The following is an 18,430-nucleotide window of genomic DNA, read 5'->3' on the forward strand; positions in this document are numbered from 1 at the left end:
AAAAAATTTAATTTCTTACTGGTGATGCATTATATTGTGCTGCATACTTTCTTGCAGTTGGTAAGTAATTTTTCAAATCATTAATTCTAGTTTCGTTGTGCGGGTGTGTACTTAGCAATTCTGGTTGTTGTTGTCCTTTTGCTCTCTGACTCATTCTTACCCAAACTTCTGCAGCTTCTGTGCCCTTATAACCTGCCATTATCATAAAAACTAAACCTAATCTATCTGCTTCCTGCTCATGCACTCTGCTAAATTTTAGCATCCCTAAACCAGAACCAACACCAAACGCAGTATTCCAAATTTGTTGCGCTTCTGGGCTTTTACCTGATGTTCCTAAAGCTACAGCCAAACCTCCTATTTGTTGCATTTGTCCTTGAGACATACGTTCTTGACCATGTTTTGCAAAAGCATGTGCAACTTCATGCCCCATAACTGCTGCAACACCATCTACATTAGCACAAATTGGCATAATACCCGTGTAAAAAACTACTTTACCTCCAGGCATACACCAAGCGTTTACGGTTTCATCTTCTACCAAATTAAATTCCCATTTATAAGAATCTGCTTCTTTAGTCATTTTATTTGCTCTCATAAAACGGTCTACAGCCGCAGAAATATTTTTACCAACCTCTTTTATCTGATTGGTCATTTCTCTATTGGTAGATAATTTATTTTCTTCTAAAAAACCTTTATACTGAGCAAAACTTGCAGGTAAAACCTGTGCATCACTTACAAAATTAACACGACTTCTGCCAGTAATTGGCACTGTACTACATTCTGCAAATAAAAATATTGTAAATAAAAGTAAACTTATTTTTTTCATGGTATTCTATTTTTATTAGACTTCAAAATTAGCTAAAATATTATATTTTGAAGCTCATTTTTTACAAAGTCTGTATTTTTAATTGGATTATTTGTTAAAAATGCACATTTTTTCTAAGTTATTAAAAATAAATGCGACTATTTTTTTAGAAACACTTTATTTTTACAAGTCACTTTAATTTTATAAAAAAATGAAAAACATAATCACTATACTTTCTCTTATTATACTTATTAGCTGTAATAGTAAAGCCCAAAACACATCCAAAGAAAAAAAAACTTATAAAGTTGCAAAAACAGCGGCAGAATGGAAAAAAGAACTTACAGCAAAACAATACTATATTCTAAGAGAGGCAGGTACAGAAAGACCTTTTACCAGCCCTTTAAATAAAAATTATAAAAAAGGAATATACGTTTGCGCCGCGTGTAAAACAGAATTATATAAATCTAAACATAAGTTTGATTCTGGTACAGGTTGGCCTTCTTTTGATAGAGCCATTAAAGGTAATGTAGAATTAGATGTAGACTATAAAATTGGTTATGCTAGAACAGAACTAAAGTGCAATACTTGTGGTGGTCATTTAGGACATTCATTTAACGACGGACCAAAAACTACGGGTCAACGTCATTGCATAAATGGCGCCGCTTTAGAATTTATACCCGAAAAAAAATAAATCTAGTTTTATTTAAATAGAAATCCACAATTTTATGAATTCTGGATTTTTCTTTTGAATACAGAAGTTTAAATTTATAAACCACAAATTATTAAGATTTAACTTTAAGTGGCATATTTTTAATTACTTTTATGGCATGAATTTCTTAGCACATTTATACCTCTCAAAAGACAACACCAATATTATGATTGGTAATTTTATTGCAGATCATATTAAAGGCAATAATTATAAAGGTTTTTCAGAAGAAATTCAAAAAGGTATTTTTTTACATAGAGCTATAGATACTTTTACAGATACACATAAAATTGTGCGCAAAAGTAAAAGACGTTTACACGAAAGATACAGACATTATGATGGTGTTATAATAGATGTATTTTACGACTATTTCTTGGCCAAAAATTGGGCTAGTTATTCTGCGATTCCCTTAGATATTTACACAAAAGCAATTTATACATTACTGTCTAAGCATGCTCCTCAACTGCCAGAAAAATCTCAAAGTTTTATAAACTATATGATTGAATATAACATTTTATTCAATTACAAGAAAAAAGAAGGTATTGCTAAAGTGCTAAATGGTCTAAATGCAAGAACCAAAGGTGTTTCTCAAATGAATTTGGCTATTGAAGATTTAAATATTCTAGAAAATGATTTAGAACAAGATTTTACAACGTTTTTTAAAGATTTAATGGAATTTAGCAGGAAAGAAATTCAAAGATAAAATTAATTTTTTAAAATAAATTATAATGCAGGTACAACCATTTCACTTATCTATACCCGTTAAAAATTTAGAAATTTCTAGAACATTTTACAGAGATGTATTAAAATGCGAAGAAGGTCGATCTACAGAAGATTGGGTAGATTTTAATTTCTTTGGACATCAATTGGTACTCCATGAAAAAAAAGACTATGAACCTCAAAGAATTTCTAATGCTGTAGATGGTCATAACGTTCCTGTACCTCATTTTGGAGTGGTATTAACTTGGGAAGATTTTGAAAATTTTTCTAACCAATTAATTAAAGCAAACACCAAATTTGAAATTGCACCTTATATAAGATTTAAAGGTAAAGTAGGTGAACAAGCTACTATGTTTTTTAAAGATCCAGAAGGCAATGCACTAGAATTTAAAGCATTTAGAGATATTGGGCAATTGTTTGCAAAATAATGCAAATTATAGAAACCCATATTGCTAAAAAACAGAAAGAAACCATTCGTTTTCAAGAATATGGAGTAAAAATATTTACCACAATTACCACAAAATCTGGTTTAAAAAAAGCGATTAAAAAAGAGCTCATTTTTATTGATGGTTTGGTTGCCACAACTTCTAAATATATTTCTGGAGGAGAAAAAATTACTTTAATTAATAATGAAAAAACTCCATTTTCTAAAAAACTAAAATTAACTTTAGAAGTTTTATTTGAGGATGATTATTTAGCTATTGTCTACAAACCATCTGGCCTTTTAGTAAGTGGTAATAAGTTTGTAACACTTAAAAATGCCTTACCACAAAACCTAAAACAAAGTAAGCAAAAAGATGCCGTTTTGCCACAACCTATTCATCGTTTAGATTACCCAACATCTGGTGTGCTATTGATAGGAAAAACTAGTAGTTCAATTCAAAAATTAAGCAAATTATTTGAAACTAAACAAATTACCAAAACTTACTTTGCAGTAACTACTGGCAAAATGTGCAAAGACGGTACAATTAATCTTACTATTGATCATAAAAATGCAATAACAGATTTTTTGGTGATAAAAGCTGTAAATTCTGAACGCTTTACCAATTTAAACTTGGTAAAACTAATGCCAAAAACAGGTAGAAAACATCAACTCAGAAAACATATGGCAGGTATTGGTCACCAAATTTTAGGAGATAAAAATTATGGAGAAACTGAACTAATTTTAAATGGAAAAGGTTTGTATTTACATGCATTTTCTTTAACTTTTCTACACCCTTTTACAGCAGAAAAACTGCATGTTTCTAAAGAGTTACCTAAGAAATTTAATAAAATATTTTCTGAAACCAGTGCATTAATAGCTTTAAAATAAATATGTTATTTTAAAAAGATTTATTTTAGCAATTCAATTATTTTAAAATTTAAAAATGAAGAAATTTTTCAAGTTTTTGGCTTACACCGTTTTAATTTTATTTGTAGGTGTACTTATTTTTTATTTTTCTAAGAATGAAGCACTTCCTGAAGGAAAAAAAGGAAAGGATGCAGATGCTTTAGCTATAAAAATGATAAACGCCTTAAACGGAGAAGCATACGAAAATACAGAAGTTTTAGAATGGAGTTTTAGAAATACACATCACTACAAATGGTATAAAAAACAGCATATTGTAGAAGTAAAATGGGATGATAACAAAGTTGTTTTAGATACTAAAAACAAAAAAAAAACAGCAGTTTTTGTGGCAAAAAAAAGCGTAAAAAACCAAAGTTTAATAAAACAAGCAACACGTTTTTTTAATAATGATTCTTTTTGGTTAGTTGCACCATACAAAATATTTGATAAAGGCACAGAAAGACGTATTGTAAAACACAATAATAAAGATGCGCTCTTAATAACTTACACTTCTGGTGGAGACACTCCTGGAGATTCTTATTTATGGATTTTAGATGATAATTACTTACCAACTTCTTATAAAATGTGGACAAAGATTATTCCTATTGGAGGAGTTTCTGCAACTTGGAATCAACTAAAAAACACAGAATCTGGTATAAAATTACCTACAAACCATACACTTTCTTTATTTGGTTTAGAAATTCCAATGGGAAATGTAAGAGCCTATAATCCTAAAGCAAACGAGCTAGCAAACAAAATTTTAAACAGAATAAAACACAATGCTTATCAAAAAACACGCTATCTAGAATGGAGTTTTAGTGGCAGACGTTCTTTTAAATGGGATAAAGAAAAACACGTTGCAGATGTATCTTGGGATTCCATTCGCGTAAACTTATATCCAACAAATAAAGAAAAAAGCACGGTATACTTCAATAATAAAAAACAAGAAACACCTAATGCTAAAATTATTAATAGGGCTTGGAATATTTTTAATAATGATTCTTTTTGGCTAGTTGCACCACATAAATTATTTGATAATGGCGCCATTAGAAGTATTGAGAAAAAAAATAATAAAACTGCGCTCTTAATTAAATACACAACTGGTGGCACAACTCCTGGAGACTCGTATTTATGGATTTTAGATGAAACGTATTTACCGATTGCTTATGAAATGACAGTGCCAAGCATGAAAATGAATGGTGTTTCTGCTACATGGCAAGATTGGATAACAACAGAAAGTGGAACGTTACTTCCAAAAAATCATACTTTTGCAAACGGTAGAAAATTAAGTATGGGAGAAGTTAAAGCATATAATTAATGACGGCGAAAACAATAGCAAACGGTATTTTAAGAGCACTGGCAATTCTGTTAGGAATTTTCCTTTTATGTTATTTTTTATATACTATACAGTCTGTTATTATTTACATTGTAATTGCTGCAATTTTATCTTTAATTGCTAGACCTTTCATTTTATTTTTAAGAAATAAACTAAAATTCCCAAATACCTTAGCTGTTATAGTTTCTATGGTATTAATGCTTGGTTTTCTAACAGGTATTATTGGCTTATTTATCCCTTTAATTATAGAGCAAGGCGAAAGTTTATCACTTTTACAAGTAGATGGTTTAGAATCTAATATTCAAAATATATTCAATCAAATTAATACTTATTTTTCTGCCAAAGGAATAAATATATTAAACGAACTTAAAAATATAGATTTTACCTCTCAATTTAAAGCAATACCAAATTTACTAAATACAGTTTTAGGCGCTGTTGGTACATTAAGTGTTGGCTTATTTTCTGTATTGTTTATTTCTTTTTTCTTTATGAAAGACAGTCAGTTGCTAAAAAAAGGTGTTTTAATATTGATGCCTAAGAACACAGAAACTAGATTTTCTAAATCTTTAGAAACCATTAATAATTTATTGTCTAGATATTTTATTGGTTTAATATTGCAAATAACAATATTGTTTATTTTTTACACCATAATTTTATTAATTTTCGGAATAAATAATGCCATTGTAATTGCATTTTTATGTGCTTTATTAAATTTAATCCCTTATATAGGTCCCTTAATAGGAGCTTTTATAATGTTTGTATTATCTATGACTAGTAATATTACACAAGATTTTCAAACAGAAATATTACCAACAACTATTTATGTAATGATCGGTTATTTTATTGCCCAATTGGTAGATAATTTTGCTAGCCAACCCATTATTTTTTCTAAAACCACAAAATCACATCCGTTAGAAATATTTTTAGTTATTATTATTGGTGGTTTATTATTTGGCATTACAGGAATGATAACTGCTGTGCCTTTATACACTGCTTTAAAAGTAATTTTAAAAGAATTTTTAGCAGAAAATAAAATTGTAAAATCGTTAACAAAAGACTTATAATTCCTATTGAATTTAGCCATACTCAATCCAGAAGTTCAGCAATTTATTGCAGAAAATTTAAAAACAGAAATTACAAAGCTAATTTTAAAAGGAACTCCTTTTAAAGAAATTACCATACAGGAATTGGCAAATCAAATTATTGCCAAACAAAAATCTGAAAAGAAATTACCTACTTGGTTTGCAAGTAAAAATATCTATTACCCACCAAAAGTAAGTATAGAGCAAACTTCATCAGAAATTACAGCAAAGTATAAAGCTAGTTTAATTTCTGGTGATAAAATTATAGATATTACTGGAGGGTTTGGGGTAGATTGCCTATATTTTTCTAAACATTTTAAAGAAGTAATTCATTGTGAAATTAATAGTGAATTATCAACAATTGTAAACCACAACTACAGGCAATTAAACAATCAAAATATTAAAACCATTGCTGTAAATGGTGCAAATTATTTAAAAGAAACCAAGTGTTTTTTTGATTGCATTTATATTGATCCTTCTAGAAGAGATGAAGTAAAAGGAAAAGTATTTTTACTAAAAGACTGTTTACCATACATAACTCCAAAAATTGACTTTCTTTTTACCAAAACCAATACAATTCTGGTAAAAACATCTCCAATTTTAGACATTACACAAACTATAGGAGAACTTAAAAATGTAAAAGAAATTCATATTATAGCCGTTAATAATGAAGTAAAAGAATTATTATTTCTTTTAGAAAAAGATTTTGAAAATAAAATACAAATAAAAACAATAAACCTAAAAAAGGGAATTAAAGAATTTTTTAAATTTAATTATAAAGAAACAAACTATTCTAAATATGAAATGCCACTCTCCTATTTATATGAGCCTAATGCAGCTATATTAAAGTCTGGTGGTTTTCATCAAATAACAAAACACTTTAATGTTTTTAAACTACAAGAACATGCACATTTGTATACATCAGAAAATTTAGAAACATTTCCTGGTAGAGTATTTAAAATAAACCACATATTGGCTTATGATAAAAAGTTACTTAAAAAACTAATACCCAACAACAAAGCCAATATTACTACAAGAAACTTTCCAAAAACAGTAGCTCAAATTAGAAAAGAAACTAAAATTAAAGAAGGTGGTAATCTATTTATCTTCTGCACTACTAACAAAAAAAACAAACTAACTGTACTGATTACCAGTAAAATAAAATAGAAACCAAATAGATTGTTAATAACTTTTATAGAAAAATGTTAATAACTAAAATATATTTTTTCTAAGGGTTACAGATAATAAAGTTTAGCTTTGAAACACTTGAGTGTTACTTTATTAGGGGTAAGAAACACTTAATAAAAAGTCTTAGATGTATTTCTAAGACTTTTGTTCTTATTAAGCTATCACTTTTTTTATTAAGTTTGTAGTAAAGCCATTTGTAAATGCAAACTAATACCTACCAAGCCATAAAAATTAAAAACACAATTTTAAACAAAATTGATGATTTTTTGGTGGTAGAAGCTCCGTTGCAAATAAACATCAACAAAAAACCTTACACAGTTGTTATGCGCACGCCAAAAAGTGACAAAGAACTGGTAAGAGGCCTTTTATACGCAGAAGATATCTTAAAAAAAAAATCTTCATTTTACTTTAAAATTATTGAAGAAAAAAATAATGTTCCAACCATTATTAATGTAACAATCGCAGAAAATAATTTAGGAAAAGGTTATTTAAATAAAAGAACACTTTTATCTGTTTCTTCTTGTGGTATTTGTGGCAAAACAGCACTAAAAGACATTAAAGTAAGTGGTAAAAAACTAGCACCAGAAAAAATAGTAGATGCTGTGCATATTTATAAAATGTTTATTCAACTAAAAAAGTACCAAGAAACATTTTTAAAAACAGGTGGTAGTCATGCTGCTGGCCTTTTTAGCGCAACTTATACATTATTAAGTATTAAAGAAGATATTGGCAGACATAATGCCGTAGATAAGGCTATTGGAGATTTACTTTTAACCGAACAACTAAACCAAGCCAAATATTTATTAGTAAGTGGTAGAGTATCTTATGAAATTGTAACCAAAGCTTTTATTGCCAAAATACCTGTAATAATAGCAGTTTCTGCGTGTTCATCTTTAGCTGTAGATTTTGCAAAAGAATTTGGTATTTGTTTAATTGGTTTTACTAGAGCACAAAAAATGACAATCTATTCGAATCCTGAATATTTAAAATAAGCGTTATGAAAAACAAAACAAATGCAACATCAGCAGAAAAATTAACAGGAATTGAATTGACAAAAATCCCAACTTCTGCCGTTGGTGCAAAAGCTATAAAATCTGCATTAGTAAATATAAATAAAGAGGTAGGCTTTGTAAAAGGAATTAAGTTGTTAAAAAACTTGAATCAGAAATATGGTTTTGATTGCCCAGGTTGTGCGTGGCCAGATCCTGATGCTAAGCGTGCTTTTTTAGCAGAATATTGCGAAAATGGCGCAAAAGCAGTTGCAGAAGAAGCTACAAAAAACAAAGTTTCTCCCTTATTTTTTGCAACACATTCTGTACAAGAACTTTCTAAATTATCTGATTATGAAATTGGTAAAAGTGGTCGCATAACACAACCTATGTTTTTGCCTGAAGGAAAAGACAATTATGAAGAAATTTCTTGGAAAAGTGCTTTTGAATTAATTGGCAAAGAACTAAATAATTTAAACACACCAGATGAAGCCATATTTTACACTTCTGGCAGAACTAGTAATGAAGCCGCATTTCTTTACCAACTTTTTGTAAGACAATTTGGTACCAACAATTTACCAGATTGCTCTAATATGTGTCATGAATCTAGTGGAGCTGCCTTAACCGAAACTTTAGGAATTGGAAAAGGCTCTGTTACCTTAGATGACTTTAATTATGCCGATTTGGTTATTGTAATTGGGCAAAATCCAGGAACAAACCATCCAAGAATGTTAAGCGCTTTAAGTGAAACCAAAAAAAATGGTGGTAAAATAATTACCATAAATCCATTGCCAGAAGTTGGTTTACTAAATTTTAAAGATCCTCAAAACCCTTTAAAATGGATTGGAAAAGGACAGGATTTAACAGATTTATTTTTACAAGTAAAAATTAATGGAGATGTTGCCCTTTTAAAAATCATATTAAAACTGATGAAATTAGAAGAAATGGCAAATCCTGGTGCTGTTTTTAATCATGATTTTATTAAAAATAAGACTGCTGGTTTAGAAGAAATGCTTTTAGATTTAGATAATTTTTCTATTGAAGAGTTATTGCCACAAACTGGTCTTTCTTTAGAGATTATTCAAGAAGCAACAGAAATGATTATCAATAATGATAAAATTATTTTTTGTTGGGCAATGGGTTTAACACAACATAAAAACTCTGTAGATAACATTAGAGAGTTGGTAAATATTTTATTGTTAAAAGGAAGTATTGGTAAAAAAGGCGCAGGTACTTGTCCTGTTCGTGGTCATTCTAATGTGCAAGGCGATAGAACTATGGGGATTTGGGAAAAAATGCCAGATTCTTTTTTAGACAAATTAGATAAAGAGTTTAATTTTTCTTCTCCAAGAAAACATGGTTTAGATGTGGTAAATTCTATAAAAGCAATGCATCAAAAAAAAGCAAAAGTATTTTTTGGTTTGGGTGGCAACTTTATTTCTGCTACACCAGATACAACATATACCGCAGAAGCTTTAAAAAACTGTAATTTAACCGTTCATGTTTCTACCAAACTAAATAGAAGTCATTTAATTACTGGTAAAAAAGCTTTAATTTTACCTTGTTTAGGACGCTCAGAGAAAGATTACCAAAGTTCTGGAGAACAATTTATTTCTGTAGAAAACTCAATGGGAGTTGTGCATAAATCTCAAGGACATTTAAATCCACATTCAAAAGATTTACTTAGTGAGCCTGCAATAATTGCTGGCTTAGCAAATGCTACTTTAAAAAATTCAACAGTAAATTGGACTGAGTTAATTTCTAATTATGACAAAATTAGAGCTCAAATTGCCAAAATTATTCCAGGTTTCGAAAAATATAATCAAAAAATAAGGCAAAATGGTGGTTTTTATTTACCTAACAATGCAAGAAATAACAACTTTTCTCCTACCAAAACAGGAAAAGCCAATTTTACTTTAAACAAGCCTTCAGAAATAAAACTAAATGAGCATCAATTTATAATGATGACTATTAGAAGCCACGACCAATACAATACAACTATATATGGTTTAGATGATAGATACAGAGGTGTTTTAAATGAAAGACGCATTATCTTTATGAATAGAAAAGACATGGAAAAATCTAACTTCAAAAGCTTAGATTTAGTAGATTTAAGCAGTCATTTTAATACTGAAAAAAGAATGGCAAAAGGGTTTTTAGTTGTACCCTACAATATTCCAGAAAAATGTACTGCAACTTATTTTCCAGAAGCAAATGTTTTAGTTCCCATAAAAAGTGTAGCGCATACAAGTAACACACCAGCCTCTAAAACTGTTATTATTACTATTGAAAAAAGATAATTTATATTTGCAAAATATTTTATACATAAACTCATGGTTACAAAGTACTTTTATATTCTTTTACTTATTTTTTCTAGCTGTAACTTAATTGCTCAGGACAAAAATATTCCACAGAAATTGAAACAAAAAGGCTTTGCAAAAATAGATTACTTATCTATAGTAATGCCAGAGGTAGAAATTCCAAATGAACCAAACATGGGTTTTTCTGGAATACATTATAACATTCTTTTAAACAAGTCTTTTTATACAGGTTTAGGTATTTATGGCTCTGTTACAGGAAAAAGAGGTGGTTTTTTTACACTTGGCTTAAATGCTGGCTACAAAAAGTTTATTTCAGAAAAATTTTATTTAGATACAGGCTTTCATTTTGGTGGTGGAGGTGGTGCAGGAGCAAAAGATGGAGGAGGAGCTTTTATATTACCACATTTTAATTTAGGTTACGATTTTAAATATTTTTCTCTAAATACAGGCTACAGTTACGTTAATTTTTTTGATGAGGGTTTAATAAAAGGCAGTCAAATAAATGTAGCTATAGAGATTCCTTTAAATTATGATTATGCTGAAAACCAAGCATTAGAAAAAACGTATTCAATTCAACAATTAAGAAATTCTTCTTGGAATCAGAAAAGTAAAACCAATGCTTTAATGTTACATTTAAACAATTTATATGCAACAAGAGCAATCCCTAATAAAGAAGAAATCATACAAGGCAAAACAATACGTCTTGCTGGTTTTGAATTTGCAAACTATTTTACAGACAATTGGTTTGCTTTTGTAAAAGTAGATGGCGCTTATAGCGGAATTAGAGCTGGCTTTATGGATGTATTTTTAGGAGGTGGTTATCACTTTAGCTTTAATAAAAGAAGAACAAATATTCTAGGTAAATTTAGTATTGGTGCAGCTGGTGGTGGTGGTGTAGATTCTGATGGCGGTTTTATGATTTCTCCTGATATTTCTATTGAACAAAAACTTTTTGACCATACTTTTATATCAATTAACAAAGGATACGTTTTAACTCCTAGTAAAGATTTTACAGCATCTTCTTACGGTATTGGCTTAAAGTATTATTTAGACAGAAATGGAGCAATTACTACAAATGAAAATAAAACTTTTAACAGTGGAATTTTTAAAGGAGTAGATTTTATTTTAAAACAAGATTGGTATTTTGATGCAAAACGAATAGAAAACCCAACAGAAGACATGCATCAAATATCTTTGCAAATAAATTTTGATATCAATAAATACCTATACATTGCAGGACAAACTTCTTTTGCAAATTTTGGCAATGCAGGTGCTTATGGAGAAGGTTTAATTGGTCTAGGTTTTAAATCTAAAAATATTATAGGTATAAACACCCGTTTATTCACACAACTTCTTGCAGGTGCAGCTGGTGGTGGTAATATTAGCACAGGTCAAGGCTTAATTATAAAACCTAGCTTAGGCTTTGAATATCAAGTAAATAAAACATTAAAACTACGAAGTGCTTTAGGATATGTAAAAGCAAAAGGAGGCACATTAGGTAGTACATTTTTAAATTTAGGAATAAATTATAATTTTTCCTTTTTAAATATGAAATAAATTTTATTATCTTTGTAATGTTATTTAATTATACTCCCTATAGTTAAAATTTATAATAAGTTGGAAATTGTTTAACCCTAAAAACATTTCTTGTTATAATACAATTTAAAGTTCCCTACTTTACAAAATGTATTTTTTTTCGCTATTATGTAATAGCTTAGAAAAGCAGAATTTATCCCTATATAATTTAATTCTGAGTTAGTATAATAATAGTTTTTATTAATTTTTAAAAATTATTTATTATGAGAAAAGTATGTATTGCCTTGGCATTTTTAGGTTTAACATTAGTTGGCTGTCAACCGGTAAAAACAGAGTTAGCACATTATGAATCAAATAAAGCTGCTGTAGAGAAAGAGTTCCCAAATTACCATATAACCTCTTTTAGACAATTCAGTTATATATTTCAGGTTTCTAACCCAGAACATGTAATTGCAGTAACCCTAAAAGACGCGAAAATTATGAAAAAAGATACTTTAAAAGTATTTTCACAAGTTACAAAAAGATAACTACTCCCCAAAAGCAGTTTGTAAATTCGTTTATTATTTAAACGAAATAAGAGTGTCTTTTAATTAAGATACTCTTTTACTATGTACACTTTAATCAATGGAAATTTAGAAGGATTGATATTGGTTGGTTTTACCTTTGGATGGAAACACTTTATTTACTTTTTAAACAACTATTTTAATTGCTTTTAAAATAAATTAGAATGTATTTAAATCAATCTAAATTAATTTTTTGTATCCATAGATCTTTAAAGTATTCGCTTTTTTTTAGTTGTTCCAACTCTAATATTGCTTTGTTTTTATCTAAGTTATTAAAAATAGATACATATTGCCATTGATTTTCTGGATTTACAAATGTTATTGGAGTATGGTTTTTATTTTTTAAAAAGTCTTTCCATTTTTCAGCAAAATCTGGGTTAGAAAACACATTTGATATGATATAATATCCTGACTTTAAATTGGGGATATTAATGTTCTTTTTAATAGCTATTTCTTTATTTGTAAGGTCTGTTATACCATTAATATATTTTGAATCTTTAACCAAAAGTCCATTTATCTTAATTTTATTTTCTATATTTCTTTCTTCAATTTCTTTTTTATCCTTAAAAAAAACACTGTCAACTTCTGTTTTAAAAGATGCAAAAAACAAATGAAACCTATCTGATTTTGTTTGAAGTTTAAGTTTTAATGATGTTGTCGCATTTGTTAATATTTGGTTATTTTGGTTTGGTAAATCCGTTTCAACAATATCAAAACCTAAATTATTTAAATTGTATGGTAATCTATCTTTAAAGTTTTCTTCGTTTATGGTTATGGTGCCATTAAAAAAATTTCTAGCAGGTCTTAATTTATTTTTTAAAGGAATAAACTTTTCTTTTTTCTGGTTGTAAATAAGACATTGATCTCTACCTAAACCACTGTCACCTTCTAAAGTAGCCAAAGTTAAAGCCGCTTTTACGTTTTCTTCTTTAACTGTTTTAAAACCGTTTAATTCTATCTGTAAAGGTTTTTTACTAATTGTATTAATGCCATGATAGGTATTTATAAATTTAGGTGTACCACTTTCCGTTTCAAAGACAACATGTAGTAACCAACCTCCAGAAGAACCGCCAGTTGTAAAACCTTGTGTGGCTTTAATATTTGCAACAGTATAAACTCCGTTTTTATTTTGATTTTTATTAATTATATCTGTAACATCAAGATAACAAACATAAGGGGCATTGTCTGTATTTTTAGATTTTTCAAATCCATCATAAAGAACTTTACCTTCTATGTTTTGATAAGTATTGTTTGGTGTTTTAAATTTTATTTTATGAATATCTTTATCTCTAACATTATTACCTCTATAAACAATGTTATTACCCTTTCTTTTTTTTACACCTCGATTAAAACTATAAATAGCTGACCAATATAAGGTAGCATTTACTATTTTTTTGGTGTTTTTAGGTATTTTTAAAGTTGCTTGACTAGAACTAAAAGTACTTTTGTCATTGTCAATATCAACATATTTCATTTTTACAACATCATTAATAACAAATTTATTATTAAATGATTTTTTCTTGTATTTACTTAATATGGTATTTCCAATTATTTTTGCGTCTCCCCTAACAAAATACTGTTTGCTTAATCTAAAATTTGTATTTGTTTGAGCACTTAAAATTTGAAAGCAACATAAAAAAAAGATAAAATAGAGAGTTTTCATTTTATAAATTTATTTTGATTTTAATATAAACAAAAAAATCTATTTTAACTCTCATTAGTTTTAATACTAACTATTTAACATTACAGGCATAACTAACATGGTAATTTGCTCACCTTCATCTGTGCCATCTATAGGTGTTAAAATTCCTGCTCTATTTGGCAAAGACATTTCAATTAAAACTTCACTAGAGCTTAAATTGCTTAACATTTCACTTAAAAAACGAGAATTAAAACCAATTTGCATATCATCTCCTTGATAATCGCAACTTAAACGCTCATCTGCTTTGTTTGCAAAATCTAAATCTTCGGCAGAAATATTTAATTCTGTACCCGCCATTTTTAAACGAATTTGGTGCGTTGTTTTACTAGAAAAAATAGAAACACGTCTCACAGAATTTTGAAAAGATGCTCTATCTACAGTTAATTTATTTGGATTTTCTTTAGGAATTACCGCTTCATAATTTGGATATTTTCCGTCTATTAAACGACAAACCAAGACGATATTATCAAAAGTAAATTTTGCGTTTGCATCATTATATTCTATGGTAACTTCACTTTCAGAACCACCAAGAATTCCCTTTAATAAATTTAAAGGTTTCTTTGGCATAATAAATTCTGCCGTTTGATCTGCAGTTACATCTGTTCTAGAATATTTAACCAACTTGTGCGCGTCTGTAGCTACAAAAGTTAAACTTTGAGAACTAAACTGAAAAAATACACCACTCATTACAGGTCTTAAATCATCATTACCTGCAGCAAAAATGGTCTTAGAAATTGCTGTTCCTAAAACATGTGCTGGCAATACTGTTTGACTTGGACTTGGCAAAGTAACTGCTTTTGGGAATTCATCTCCACCAAAATACGCCATATCATACTTTCCTTGGTCAGAACTTATCTCTATAGTATTTTCTCCTTCTGTCTTAAATGTTAAGGGTTGATCTGGAAATGTTTTTAAAGTATCTAACAATAAACGCGCAGAAACTGCTATAGAACCTGTACTATCACTTTCTACGTCTACCACAGAACTCATGGTAGTTTCTAGGTCTGATGCCGAAACTTTTAACTGATTCTCAGACAATTCAAACAAAAAATTGTCTAAAATTGGTAAGGTGTTGTTACTATTTATTACGCCTCCTAAAACTTGTAATTGTCTTAATAATTGCGAACTTGATACAATAAATTTCATTTATTTTTTGTCTTAATTTGTATTACAAATATAACTTTATTAAGTTATTTTAAAAATTATTTTATCAACAGATTATAAGCATTTTGTTGATGAGCTGTAAACGTTATAATTATGTTAACAGCGTTCTTGTAGGTTATAAAAAAAGTACATTTGCTCATTATCAATATTTTAAAATGAAGAAAATCTTACATTCCTTTTTAGTAATTTTACTAATTTCAACATCAATACTTGCACAAAAACCAGAAAAATTAACTAGCAACCAAATTTTTGAGAAAATTGAAAAACTAAATTTTTTAGGTACAGCTTTATATATTGCCGCACATCCAGATGATGAAAACACCAGATTAATTGCTTATTTATCAAATAAAGTTAAAGCAAGAACAGCCTATTTATCCTTAACAAGAGGAGATGGTGGCCAAAATTTAATTGGCCCAGAAATTAGAGAATTACTAGGCGTAATAAGAACACAAGAGTTGCTAGCCGCAAGAAATGTAGATGGTGGTGAACAACTTTTTACCAGAGCGAATGATTTTGGTTATTCTAAACACCCAGATGAAACGTTAAAAATATGGAATAAAGAAGCTGTTTTAAGTGATGTAGTTTGGGCAATAAGAACGTTTAAACCAGATGTTATTATCAATAGATTTAATCACAGAACACCAGGTACAACTCATGGCCATCACACAAGTTCTGCCATGTTAAGTGTTGCTGCTTTTGATTTGGTTAATGATAAAACAAAATTCCCTGAACAATTAAAATATACGGAAACCTGGCAACCCAAACGTTTATACTTTAATACTTCTTCTTGGTTTTATAGAAATAAAGCCGATTTTGAAAAAGCAACTGAAGGTAAACTTACTTCTTTTGATGTGGGCGCTTATTACCCGTTAAAAGGTTTATCTAACAACGAATTAGCATCTTTAGCAAGCAGCCAACATTTATGCCAAGGTTTTGGCAGACTTACCACAAGAGGTTCTCAAAAAGAATATATAGAGTTTTTAAAAGGTGATGCACCAAAAGATAAAGAAGATATTTTTTCAGGAATAAATACCACTTGGAATCGTATTGAAAAGGGTGGAGAAATTGGTGAAATTTTATATGAAGTTGAAGAAAATTTTAATTTTATAAATCCATCTAAACATTTACCAGAATTAATGAAAGCCTACAAATTAATTCAAAAATTAAAAGACAATCATTGGAGAGAAATCAAAGAAAAACAAATTAAAGAAATTATAGAAGCTTGTGCTGGCTTGTATTTAGAAGCGTCTGCAAATACCTCTTCAACTGCGCCAAAAACAAAAGTTTCTGTAAATTTTGAAACTTTAAACAGAAGTACAACTGCTATTGAATTGGTTTCTTTCAATTCTAGATTAGAAAATAAAGTCTATAAAAAAAACACAATTCTAACGCCCAACAAAAGGGTAACTTTTAAAGAAGATTTGGTAATTAATACTACAGCATATTCAGCTCCTTATTGGCTTAAAAAACAAGCTAGCTTAGGCATGTATGCCGTGGAAAATCAACTTTTAATTGGAAAACCAGAAACGCCAAGACCTGCAAAAATAGATTTTCATTTAATTATTGACAAGATACCACTAACCATTACGAAAAACATTGTTAGAAGATATGCAGAACGTGATAAAGGAGAAATTTATGAACCTTTTGAAGTATTGCCCAAGGTAACTACCAATCTTAAAGATAAAGTGTTACTTTTTTCTGACAATACTACAAAAGAAATACCTGTTGCAATTCGTGCAGGAGCAAATAATGTTAATGGTTTTGTAAGCTTAAATGTTCCTAATAATTGGGCAGTTTCTCCAAAGCGAATCAATTTTAATATTCAGCAGAAAAATGATAAACAAACGGTTGTTTTTAAAGTAACACCTCCTAAAAAACAAACTGAAGGAAAACTGCAAATTTCTGCAACAGTTAATGGTGAAGAGTTTACTAAAGAATTGGTAGAAATAAATTACAATCATATTCCAAAACAATCGGTTTTAATAAATTCTGAAGCAAAAATTGTACGTCTAAATATTAAAAAAACAGGCACCAATATTGGCTACATTAAAGGCGCTGGTGATGCAATACCAGAAAACTTAAGACAAATTGGGTATTTGGTAGAAACCATAAACCCATCTAAAATAAATGCAGAAAATTTGGAAAAATTTGATGCCGTTGTATTGGGTATCAGAGCTTATAATGTGGTAAAAGAATTAAAATTTAAACAAAAATTCTTATTGAATTATGTTAAAAATGGTGGCAATTTAATTGTACAATACAACACCAACAGAAGAGTTGATGTTGGTGCTCCTTACCCACTGCAACTCTCTAGAGATAGAGTTACAGACGAGTTTGCAGAAGTACGAATTTTAGACAAAAACCATCCTGTTTTAAATACTCCCAACAAAATTACAACACAAGATTTTAAAGGCTGGGTGCAAGAACGTGGTTTGTATTTTCCAAATTCTTGGAATTCCGCATACACACCTATTTTATCTATGAATGATAAGGGAGAAACGCCTAAAAACGGGAGTTTACTTATTGCCAAATATGGCAAGGGAAATTACATTTACACAGGTTTAAGTTTCTTTAGAGAATTGCCTGCAGGTGTTTCTGGTGCGTATAAATTGTTCGCAAATTTATTGTCTGTTAAATAGTTTAACTGTATTAAAACTGCCAAATTATCAATTTTAAAAAACATATTTCTTTATTTGTAATTCTAGTAAACCTAGCCATTTATGCGCAAAAAACAAATGTAGATGTTGGTTTCATTTTTAAAGCGGAAATACAACTAGGCAATCAAAATAAAGTAGTTAAATTTAGCACTTATGCTATTGGCACAGGTCAATTTAATAATTTTGCTTTTGAAAGTGGCATTGCTTTATACAGTGGTTATCTCTTTAAAAGACATACTATAAAAACAAAAGGTTTTAATTATGGGTATGATTTTTTTACACTCTTAGGCGTTGGAAATAATCTAAACTTTTTAGCTTCTTCCTTTTTCGAAAACAC

General features: G+C 29.1%; 15 protein-coding genes. 12 read left to right on the forward strand and 3 right to left on the reverse strand.

Translation table 11 applies throughout. The annotated features are described in order from the left end of the window. Positions 1 to 7: 7 nt before the first annotated feature. Complete coding sequence (locus Q0762_RS09935; protein ID WP_298766521.1) at positions 8 to 823, reverse strand: M48 family metallopeptidase; 816 nt, start codon at positions 821 to 823, stop codon at positions 8 to 10. A gap of 190 nt (positions 824 to 1,013) precedes the next feature. Between Q0762_RS09935 and msrB the strand changes: the two genes are divergently transcribed. The 11 genes from msrB to Q0762_RS09990 all read left to right on the forward strand — a co-directional run bounded on the left by msrB (position 1,014) and on the right by Q0762_RS09990 (position 12,534). Continuing rightward, positions 1,014 to 1,493, forward strand: a complete 480-nt coding sequence (msrB, locus tag Q0762_RS09940) for a peptide-methionine (R)-S-oxide reductase MsrB (protein WP_298766523.1) — start codon at positions 1,014 to 1,016, stop codon at positions 1,491 to 1,493. 136 nt (positions 1,494 to 1,629) lie between these two features. After that, the gene (locus Q0762_RS09945; RefSeq protein ID WP_298766525.1) at positions 1,630 to 2,211 is read left to right on the forward strand and encodes an ACP phosphodiesterase; all 582 of its coding nucleotides are present in this window, start codon (positions 1,630 to 1,632) and stop codon (positions 2,209 to 2,211) included. 25 nt (positions 2,212 to 2,236) lie between these two features. Next, positions 2,237 to 2,656 (forward strand): VOC family protein, encoded by a 420-nt coding sequence (locus tag Q0762_RS09950; protein ID WP_298766526.1) that lies wholly within the window; start codon positions 2,237 to 2,239, stop codon positions 2,654 to 2,656. Then, complete coding sequence (locus tag Q0762_RS09955; RefSeq protein WP_298766528.1) at positions 2,656 to 3,540, forward strand: RluA family pseudouridine synthase; 885 nt, start codon at positions 2,656 to 2,658, stop codon at positions 3,538 to 3,540. Before Q0762_RS09950 ends, Q0762_RS09955 begins: the two co-directional genes overlap by 1 nt. A gap of 55 nt (positions 3,541 to 3,595) precedes the next feature. Then, positions 3,596 to 4,873 carry a hypothetical protein gene (locus Q0762_RS09960; protein ID WP_298766530.1) on the forward strand — a complete coding sequence of 426 codons (1,278 nt, stop codon included), beginning with the start codon at positions 3,596 to 3,598 and terminating at the stop codon, positions 4,871 to 4,873. Then, a complete protein-coding gene (locus tag Q0762_RS09965; RefSeq protein ID WP_298766532.1) occupies positions 4,873 to 5,955 on the forward strand; it encodes an AI-2E family transporter in 1,083 nt (360 codons plus the stop codon). The genes Q0762_RS09960 and Q0762_RS09965 overlap by 1 nt, the downstream gene beginning before the upstream one ends. 6 nt (positions 5,956 to 5,961) lie before the next feature. Beyond that, positions 5,962 to 7,140, forward strand: coding sequence for a class I SAM-dependent methyltransferase (locus Q0762_RS09970; protein WP_298766534.1), 1,179 nt, complete (start codon positions 5,962 to 5,964; stop codon positions 7,138 to 7,140). Between the two features lie 221 nt (positions 7,141 to 7,361). Continuing rightward, entirely contained in the window at positions 7,362 to 8,153 is a 792-nt protein-coding gene (gene fdhD, locus Q0762_RS09975; RefSeq protein ID WP_298766536.1) for a formate dehydrogenase accessory sulfurtransferase FdhD, read from the forward strand. A 5-nt stretch (positions 8,154 to 8,158) separates the two neighbouring features. Continuing rightward, entirely contained in the window at positions 8,159 to 10,450 is a 2,292-nt protein-coding gene (locus Q0762_RS09980) for an FdhF/YdeP family oxidoreductase (protein ID WP_298766538.1), read from the forward strand. Positions 10,451 to 10,567: 117 nt separating this feature from the next. Then, positions 10,568 to 12,028 (forward strand): hypothetical protein, encoded by a 1,461-nt coding sequence (locus Q0762_RS09985; protein ID WP_298766540.1) that lies wholly within the window; start codon positions 10,568 to 10,570, stop codon positions 12,026 to 12,028. A 242-nt stretch (positions 12,029 to 12,270) separates the two neighbouring features. Continuing rightward, a complete protein-coding gene (locus Q0762_RS09990; RefSeq protein WP_298766542.1) occupies positions 12,271 to 12,534 on the forward strand; it encodes a hypothetical protein in 264 nt (87 codons plus the stop codon). Positions 12,535 to 12,745: 211 nt separating this feature from the next. Here the strand turns inward: Q0762_RS09990 and Q0762_RS09995 are convergent, their stop codons facing one another. After that, complete coding sequence (locus Q0762_RS09995; RefSeq protein ID WP_298766544.1) at positions 12,746 to 14,233, reverse strand: hypothetical protein; 1,488 nt, start codon at positions 14,231 to 14,233, stop codon at positions 12,746 to 12,748. Between the two features lie 66 nt (positions 14,234 to 14,299). Beyond that, positions 14,300 to 15,418 carry a DNA polymerase III subunit beta gene (gene dnaN, locus Q0762_RS10000; protein ID WP_298766546.1) on the reverse strand — a complete coding sequence of 373 codons (1,119 nt, stop codon included), beginning with the start codon at positions 15,416 to 15,418 and terminating at the stop codon, positions 14,300 to 14,302. 173 nt (positions 15,419 to 15,591) lie between these two features. On the opposite strand from dnaN, the gene Q0762_RS10005 reads away from it, so the two are divergent. Beyond that, positions 15,592 to 18,075: a PIG-L family deacetylase gene (locus tag Q0762_RS10005; RefSeq protein WP_298766547.1), complete on the forward strand. Its 2,484-nt coding sequence runs from the start codon at positions 15,592 to 15,594 to the stop codon at positions 18,073 to 18,075. Positions 18,076 to 18,430: the final 355 nt, after the last annotated feature.

The organism is uncultured Polaribacter sp., from assembly GCF_947495205.1.
In the GTDB taxonomy this organism is placed as follows: Bacteria; Bacteroidota; Bacteroidia; order Flavobacteriales; family Flavobacteriaceae; genus Polaribacter.

Excerpts from the sequence above, each read along its gene's own strand:
- Q0762_RS09950 (WP_298766526.1), top strand. The coding sequence starts at position 2,237 with ATGCAGGTACAACCATTTCACTTATCTATACCCGTTAAAAATTTAGAA.
- Q0762_RS09945 (WP_298766525.1), top strand. The coding sequence starts at position 1,630 with ATGAATTTCTTAGCACATTTATACCTCTCAAAAGACAACACCAATATT.
- Q0762_RS09990 (WP_298766542.1), top strand. The coding sequence starts at position 12,271 with ATGAGAAAAGTATGTATTGCCTTGGCATTTTTAGGTTTAACATTAGTT.
- Q0762_RS09980 (WP_298766538.1), top strand. The coding sequence starts at position 8,159 with ATGAAAAACAAAACAAATGCAACATCAGCAGAAAAATTAACAGGAATT.
- Q0762_RS09965 (WP_298766532.1), top strand. The coding sequence starts at position 4,873 with ATGACGGCGAAAACAATAGCAAACGGTATTTTAAGAGCACTGGCAATT.
- dnaN (WP_298766546.1), bottom strand. The coding sequence starts at position 15,418 with ATGAAATTTATTGTATCAAGTTCGCAATTATTAAGACAATTACAAGTT.
- msrB (WP_298766523.1), top strand. The coding sequence starts at position 1,014 with ATGAAAAACATAATCACTATACTTTCTCTTATTATACTTATTAGCTGT.
- Q0762_RS09935 (WP_298766521.1), bottom strand. The coding sequence starts at position 823 with ATGAAAAAAATAAGTTTACTTTTATTTACAATATTTTTATTTGCAGAA.
- fdhD (WP_298766536.1), top strand. The coding sequence starts at position 7,362 with ATGCAAACTAATACCTACCAAGCCATAAAAATTAAAAACACAATTTTA.
- Q0762_RS09960 (WP_298766530.1), top strand. The coding sequence starts at position 3,596 with ATGAAGAAATTTTTCAAGTTTTTGGCTTACACCGTTTTAATTTTATTT.
- Q0762_RS09955 (WP_298766528.1), top strand. The coding sequence starts at position 2,656 with ATGCAAATTATAGAAACCCATATTGCTAAAAAACAGAAAGAAACCATT.
- Q0762_RS09995 (WP_298766544.1), bottom strand. The coding sequence starts at position 14,233 with ATGAAAACTCTCTATTTTATCTTTTTTTTATGTTGCTTTCAAATTTTA.
- Q0762_RS10005 (WP_298766547.1), top strand. The coding sequence starts at position 15,592 with ATGAAGAAAATCTTACATTCCTTTTTAGTAATTTTACTAATTTCAACA.